The organism is Streptomyces sp. PA03-1a, assembly GCF_033792805.1.
GTDB lineage: Bacteria > Actinomycetota > Actinomycetes > Streptomycetales > Streptomycetaceae > Actinacidiphila.
The window spans coordinates 1-5279 of sequence record NZ_JARAVO010000389.1 but is presented as its reverse complement, the minus strand read 5'-3'; the positions used below and the strand labels follow the sequence as shown (position 1 = coordinate 5279).

The window sequence follows — 5279 nt, the reverse complement described above, 5'->3', positions numbered from 1 at the left end:
TCAGCTGCTGTAGACGGTGAGGACGGCGCCGCTGACCTCGATACGGCGTTCCTGGAGTTTCTCCCCGCAGCGCAGTGCGGTCAGGCAACTGCGGAAGAGGGTCATCTCCTCGGCCGTGAGGACGGCCGCGGCCAGATTCAGCAGTTCGTTCAGGGCGGCCGGCGTGAGGACCGCGGGGAGTTCGCCGGAAAGCAGGACCACCGGCTCTCCGGTCCGGTGGCGGACGACGGCGGTGGCGGTCGCCCCTTGAACGACAAGCACGTGCACCCCTCTCACCGGAGGCTTGGTCGGCCCAAGCGCCTCGGGGATCGAGAGGATAGCCACCGGTTCGTCGTGCTTCGCCCCCTCTGCCGGGACTTCCCCACATCGGGCAGGGGGCGGATTGACCCGTTCGAGTGATATCCGGGGGGTGGGGCCGGGTGCCCGAGGTGCCCTCGCCGGTGCTCCCACCTGTCGTTTCCCTTGTGCAGCCGCCGCGTTGACGGACAGTCATGGATCCGAATCGCTTGCCGGGCCCGTGGCGCCCGACTACTGTCCAACGCCGTCAGACAGATCGTCCGGTGTGGATGGACGGGTTCTGGGACCCGGCCCCCGTCCGCACCCCTCGTACGAAGGATCCCCCATGCTCGACATGCGTGAGCTGGACACCGAGTCCGCGGAGCTGCTGCCCGGCCGCGAGGCCCTGGGCAAGCTCAAGTTCAGCTTCGTCAAGACCACGCACGTGACCAAGCACGTGGCCCACGTCGACGCCCACAACGAGTCGCTCGCGGCCAACGAGTGGTCGCCGTACGCGGTCGCCCAGTCGCAGGCCACCCAGGCCATCAACATCAAGCAGTAGTCGGCGTTCCACCTCCTTCCGCATACCGAGAAAGGTATCCCCCTCCCATGAACATGGACCAGCTCGACGCCGAGTCCGCGGAGCTGCTGCCCGGCCGCGAGGCCCTGGGCAAGCTGAAGTTCAGCTTCGTCAAGACCACGCACGTGACCAAGAACATCGCGCACGTCGACGCCCACAACGAGTCGCTCGCGGCGAACCAGTTCTCCCCGTTCGCGGTCGCCCAGTCCGAGGCCGTCCAGGCCATCAACATCCGCCAGTAACAACACCCGTACGTGTGCGGACCGCGCCCGTCGTGGCGCGGTCCGTCTCGGGAGGAAGAGCAGGACGGTGACGGAAAGTCACATTGCTCACGGCCCCGGCCCCACGGGAACGGCGGTGTACGGCGCGGACGTGATGGAACCTCCCTTCCACGACACGGGCTTCCCCGTCCCGCGGCTCGGCGCGGGCCTGCAACTCCTGGGCGAGTACAAGGGCTCGGGGACCACCGAACCCCGGTACATCGTCCGCCGGGGGGACGGGCAGGTCGTCCAGCTGAGCCGGCTGCTGTACCTGGTCGCCCGCGCCATCGACGGACGGCGCGACACCGAGGCCATCTCGCACCGGGTGAGCGGGCGCTTCGGCCGTGAGGTCAGCGCCGAGAACGTGCACTACCTGATCGAGAACAAGCTCCAGCCGCTGGGCGTCACCGTCCCTTTCGGGCAGGAGGACGACGAGGTCACCGGGCCCACCGCGGACCTCCTGCTCGTCCTGAAGGGCCACCGGGTCATCTTCCGCGAGCGGCAGGTCGCCCGGATCGCCCGCTCCCTGGCCTGGCTGCATCGTCCGCTGGCGGTGACGCTGGTGCTCGCGACGGCGGTCGCCATGGAGATCTGGCTGTTCGCCGTCCACGGGGCGATGACCCCGGTGCTCCAGGTGCTGGAGCAGCCGGTGCTGATGCTCGTGGTGTTCGCGCTGACCGTGGCCTCGCTCGTCTTCCACGAGTTCGGGCACGCTTCCGCGTGCCGCTACGGCGGGGCCCGCCCGGGGGCCATCGGCTGCGGCATCTTCCTCATCTGGCCGTCGATGTACACCGACGTCACCGACGTCTACCGGATCGGCCGGGGCGGGCGCATGCGCACCGACCTGGGCGGCGTCTACTTCAACGTCGTCTTCATACTGGCCCTGGCCGGCGGCTACTTCGCCACCGGGCAGTCCTTCTTCCTCGCCGCCATCTACCTGGCCCACTTCGAGATCATCGAGCAGCTGATGCCGGCCGTCCGGCTGGACGGCTACTACATCCTCGGTGACCTCGCCGGCGTCCCGGACCTCTTCGGCAAGATCAAGCCGATCCTGCGCAGCATGCTGCCGGGCCGTCCGGTGCCCCCCGAGGTCTCCGACCTCAAGCGCTCCGCCCGGATCATCGTCACCACCTGGGTGCTGACGATGGTGCCCCTGCTGCTGGCCGAGCTCGGCTACGTGCTGTGGAACCTGCCGCGCCTGCTCGAGACGAGCCTGCGGTCCCTGGTCGAGCAGCTGAGCGGGACCGGTTCCGCCTTCGCCGAGGGCCAGTTCGCCGCCGGGACGGTCGGGGTCATCGGCAGCCTGATGCTGATCTTCCCCCTGGCGGGGGCGGCGTACCTGTCGGTGCGCCTCGGGGGCCGGCTCGTCCGCTACGTCGTCCGCGCCACGGAGGGGAATCTCCGGCTGAGGCTCCTCATCGGCGGGGCCGCACTGGCCGGAGCTGCGGCGCTGTGCGCCGCGTGGGTGGGCGGGGTGACCCCCAAGCCGCTGCCGCCGCAGCCGCCGATCGCGCCCATCCTGCAGCCCGGAGTGCCCGAGATCAGGCCCCTGCGCCCGGTCGCCCCCGCACCGCTGCCCAGCGTCACCACACCCCCGGTGACCGTGGCGGTGGGCGAGCCGTCGGCGACCGCGTCCTCGGCCGCACCCTCGGAGTCCGGCTCGGCCGACGCCTCCGCCTCGGCGAGCGGCAGCCCCTCGCCGTCGAGCTCGCCCAGCCCGCGGGCCTCGCGCAGCGAACCGCAACCGAGCAGCACCCGGACCACGGCCACGGCAGGGCCGAGCCCGTCCGACGGCTCGCCCTCCGCCACACCGTCGGACTCCGCGACGCCCTCGGAGCCCCCCATCCCGAGCTTCACCGTGTCCTTCCCCGCGCCCCTGCCGACCTGACGCGGGCCGGCCGGGGCCGCGGTGGCGAGGGCGACGAGGCCGGCGCGGCATCGGGGTCGCACATCCCCCGCAGCGTCGGCGCCGCCGTGGACGAGGCGCACACCCTCGCCAACCGGGCGCACCCCGTCCAGTACGACGAGGAGTTCTCGATCCACCAGTTCGGGCCGCTCGTCGCCGCCGCGGCGCACAACCGGGCGGTCGCCGCCTCCGTCGGCTGCTCGCTCTCCCGTCCGTGCCGTTCGATCGCCCTCTCCTTCCAGATCGTCACCACCTCCGGTGTCGACCTCCGGCGGATCAACGCGACGAACATCAGCCGTGCCGTCAACCAGCACTGCAGCGGATGCCAGACCTTCGCGGGCGCCTACCAGTTCATCGTGGCGACCCCGCGGCCGCTCTCCCTGAGCGCCCGCGACCGGGACCGGCTCGCCGACATCCGGCGCCGGGTGGCCGAGCTGAGGCGGTGCGGCGACCCGATCTCCGAGATCGAGCGCCGCGCGGACGCCCTCGCCGCCGAGGTCAGGGCCGTCCTCGACCGCGCGGCGGCCGCCGTCCCGGCCGGAGCCGGAACGAGCACGCTGCGGGAGTTCCGGCCCACCGTGACCATGCACCGCCACGTCAGCTGACGCCCCCACCGCTTCCGGGCCGGGGGCACGTCCCTCACCTCCCCAAACCCCCAGACGGGTCCCCGGCCCGGGACCACGACCGGCCTTCCGGAGGACGAAGTGCCCAAGCGATACCCGCCCGAGCTGCGCCGCAAGGCCCTCGACCTGCTGGTCGCGGGCGAGCCGGTGAAGAAGGTCGCCCTGGACCTCGGCCTCGGCGACCAGACGATCTACCAATGGCGGCGCACGCACCTGCCGCACCTGGGCAGGCTGCGGCGCGCACCGATGGGCACCGCAGAGCTGACCGCGGCCCGCAGGCGCATCACCGAACTGGAGACCGAACTCGCCGTCCACCGGCGGGTCACCGAGCTGCTGCGCGATGTGGTGTCCCCAAAAGGCGATTTGAGGCCGTGCAGGTGATGGCCGGTGAGGGGCTCCCGATCCGGACCGCCACGCGCGTCCTCGGCATCTCCGAATCGGGGTACTTCACCTGGCGCGGCCGGCCTCCCTCGCCCCGCTCCACCCGGCACCTGTGGCTGACGGACCTCATCAGCTCCATCCACGCCGCCTCGCGCGGCACCTTCGGGTACCGGCGCATCCACGAGGAGCTCACCCTGCGGCACGGCATCCCCATCAGCCACGGCACCGTAGAACTGCTCATGCGGCGTGCCGGGCTCCAGGGCCGCCCCGGCGTGCCCGACCGGCTCTGGGTGACCGACGCCGTCGAACTCGCCACCCGCCAGGGCGAGCTGCTCTGCGTGATCGTGCTCGACGCCCACGCCCGCCGGCTGATGGGCTGGAGCACGGGTTCCGCGCCGGCCGCCGCCGTGGCGGCGGACGCCCTGAGCAGGGCCGTGCTGCGGCACTCCGTCCACCCCGGGCCCCGGCCCGAGGGGCGCTTCACCACCCTCGTCTTCACCGAACGCGCCCACGCCCGCGGACTGGCGCCCCCCACCGGCCTGGTCGCCGACCGGAACGACCACGCCGTGGTCGGCGCCTTCTGGGCCCGGACACAGACCGAGCTCCTCGACCACCGCACATGGCACAGCCGGCTCGACCTCACCACAGCCCTGTCCGACTACTTCGAGGGAACCCGAGCATGACCGTGGACAGACCGACGCCCCCGTTGCCGATCTCCTACCTGCTGCGCACCCAGATCCGTGCGGGCCAGACCCTGCCGCCCACGCAGGCGCACCAGGTCATGCTGCACTGCGCCCTCGACGCCGCCGGGGTCCCGGTCCGCCGGGACGACGCGGACGCCGTCGCCAGGATCGCCGAACTCGACTACGCCACTGTCAACGCGGTCATCGGCTGGCTGCGCGTCGTCAGACCGGCGGCGTGCTGACGTGTTCCGGACCGCCCCTCCGGAGCGCAGGACACCGCGCCCGGCGTACGGCCGCGCGCTGCTCGGCGCGCTGACGGCGTACCGCTTCGAGCCACCGCCCGTCGAACCGATGGCGGCGCTGTGCGGCCTCGACCAGGACGACTTCCTGTACCGCTGCCGCTCCGCACGCGGCGCAGGACCACCGGACGGCGCGGCGCCGGACGGCTCGGCGGCGGGCGGACTATGACCGGGTGGGGCTGCGGAGGAGGGATTCGACGAGGGCGGCGACGTGGCGGCGGTCGGCTTCGGACAGTTGCTGGACGCTGGCGATGAGGGTGGCCACCTCGGG

Annotated in this window: 9 protein-coding genes; 8 read left to right on the top strand and 1 reads right to left on the bottom strand. The window is 72.1% G+C overall.

Translation table 11 applies throughout. From position 1 onward, the window contains the following. Positions 1 to 261 (bottom strand): hypothetical protein, encoded by a 261-nt coding sequence (locus PV341_RS43655; RefSeq protein WP_499513901.1) that lies wholly within the window; start codon positions 259 to 261, stop codon positions 1 to 3. Positions 262 to 622: 361 nt separating this feature from the next. Between PV341_RS43655 and PV341_RS43650 the strand changes: the two genes are divergently transcribed. The 8 genes from PV341_RS43650 (at position 623) to PV341_RS43615 (ending at position 5177) form a co-directional block, all read left to right on the top strand. Further along, positions 623 to 838 (top strand): hypothetical protein, encoded by a 216-nt coding sequence (locus PV341_RS43650; protein WP_179280271.1) that lies wholly within the window; start codon positions 623 to 625, stop codon positions 836 to 838. A gap of 47 nt (positions 839 to 885) precedes the next feature. Beyond that, positions 886 to 1098: a hypothetical protein gene (locus PV341_RS43645; RefSeq protein ID WP_431969350.1), complete on the top strand. Its 213-nt coding sequence runs from the start codon at positions 886 to 888 to the stop codon at positions 1096 to 1098. Positions 1099 to 1231: 133 nt separating this feature from the next. Further along, on the top strand, positions 1232 to 3004 hold the full coding sequence (locus PV341_RS43640) for a zinc metalloprotease (protein WP_500360811.1): 1773 nt from the start codon (positions 1232 to 1234) through the stop codon (positions 3002 to 3004). An 86-nt stretch (positions 3005 to 3090) separates the two neighbouring features. Continuing rightward, positions 3091 to 3627: a hypothetical protein gene (locus PV341_RS43635; RefSeq protein ID WP_500360809.1), complete on the top strand. Its 537-nt coding sequence runs from the start codon at positions 3091 to 3093 to the stop codon at positions 3625 to 3627. Positions 3628 to 3726: 99 nt separating this feature from the next. Continuing rightward, positions 3727 to 4026, top strand: a complete 300-nt coding sequence (locus tag PV341_RS43630; protein ID WP_500360807.1) for a transposase — start codon at positions 3727 to 3729, stop codon at positions 4024 to 4026. Beyond that, the gene (locus PV341_RS43625) at positions 4026 to 4709 is read left to right on the top strand and encodes an IS3 family transposase (RefSeq protein ID WP_500331149.1); all 684 of its coding nucleotides are present in this window, start codon (positions 4026 to 4028) and stop codon (positions 4707 to 4709) included. The genes PV341_RS43630 and PV341_RS43625 overlap by 1 nt, the downstream gene beginning before the upstream one ends. Then, positions 4706 to 4951 carry a hypothetical protein gene (locus PV341_RS43620; RefSeq protein WP_500331151.1) on the top strand — a complete coding sequence of 82 codons (246 nt, stop codon included), beginning with the start codon at positions 4706 to 4708 and terminating at the stop codon, positions 4949 to 4951. Before PV341_RS43625 ends, PV341_RS43620 begins: the two co-directional genes overlap by 4 nt. Position 4952: 1 nt before the next feature. After that, on the top strand, positions 4953 to 5177 hold the full coding sequence (locus PV341_RS43615; RefSeq protein WP_500331153.1) for a hypothetical protein: 225 nt from the start codon (positions 4953 to 4955) through the stop codon (positions 5175 to 5177). The last annotated feature ends 102 nt before the right edge of the window (positions 5178 to 5279 follow it).

Bases quoted from the DNA above. Each gene is read 5' to 3' on its own strand.
- PV341_RS43620 (WP_500331151.1), top strand. From the start codon at position 4,706: ATGACCGTGGACAGACCGACGCCCCCGTTGCCGATCTCCTACCTGCTG.
- PV341_RS43650 (WP_179280271.1), top strand. From the start codon at position 623: ATGCTCGACATGCGTGAGCTGGACACCGAGTCCGCGGAGCTGCTGCCC.
- PV341_RS43625 (WP_500331149.1), top strand. From the start codon at position 4,026: ATGGCCGGTGAGGGGCTCCCGATCCGGACCGCCACGCGCGTCCTCGGC.
- PV341_RS43640 (WP_500360811.1), top strand. From the start codon at position 1,232: ATGGAACCTCCCTTCCACGACACGGGCTTCCCCGTCCCGCGGCTCGGC.
- PV341_RS43645 (WP_431969350.1), top strand. From the start codon at position 886: ATGAACATGGACCAGCTCGACGCCGAGTCCGCGGAGCTGCTGCCCGGC.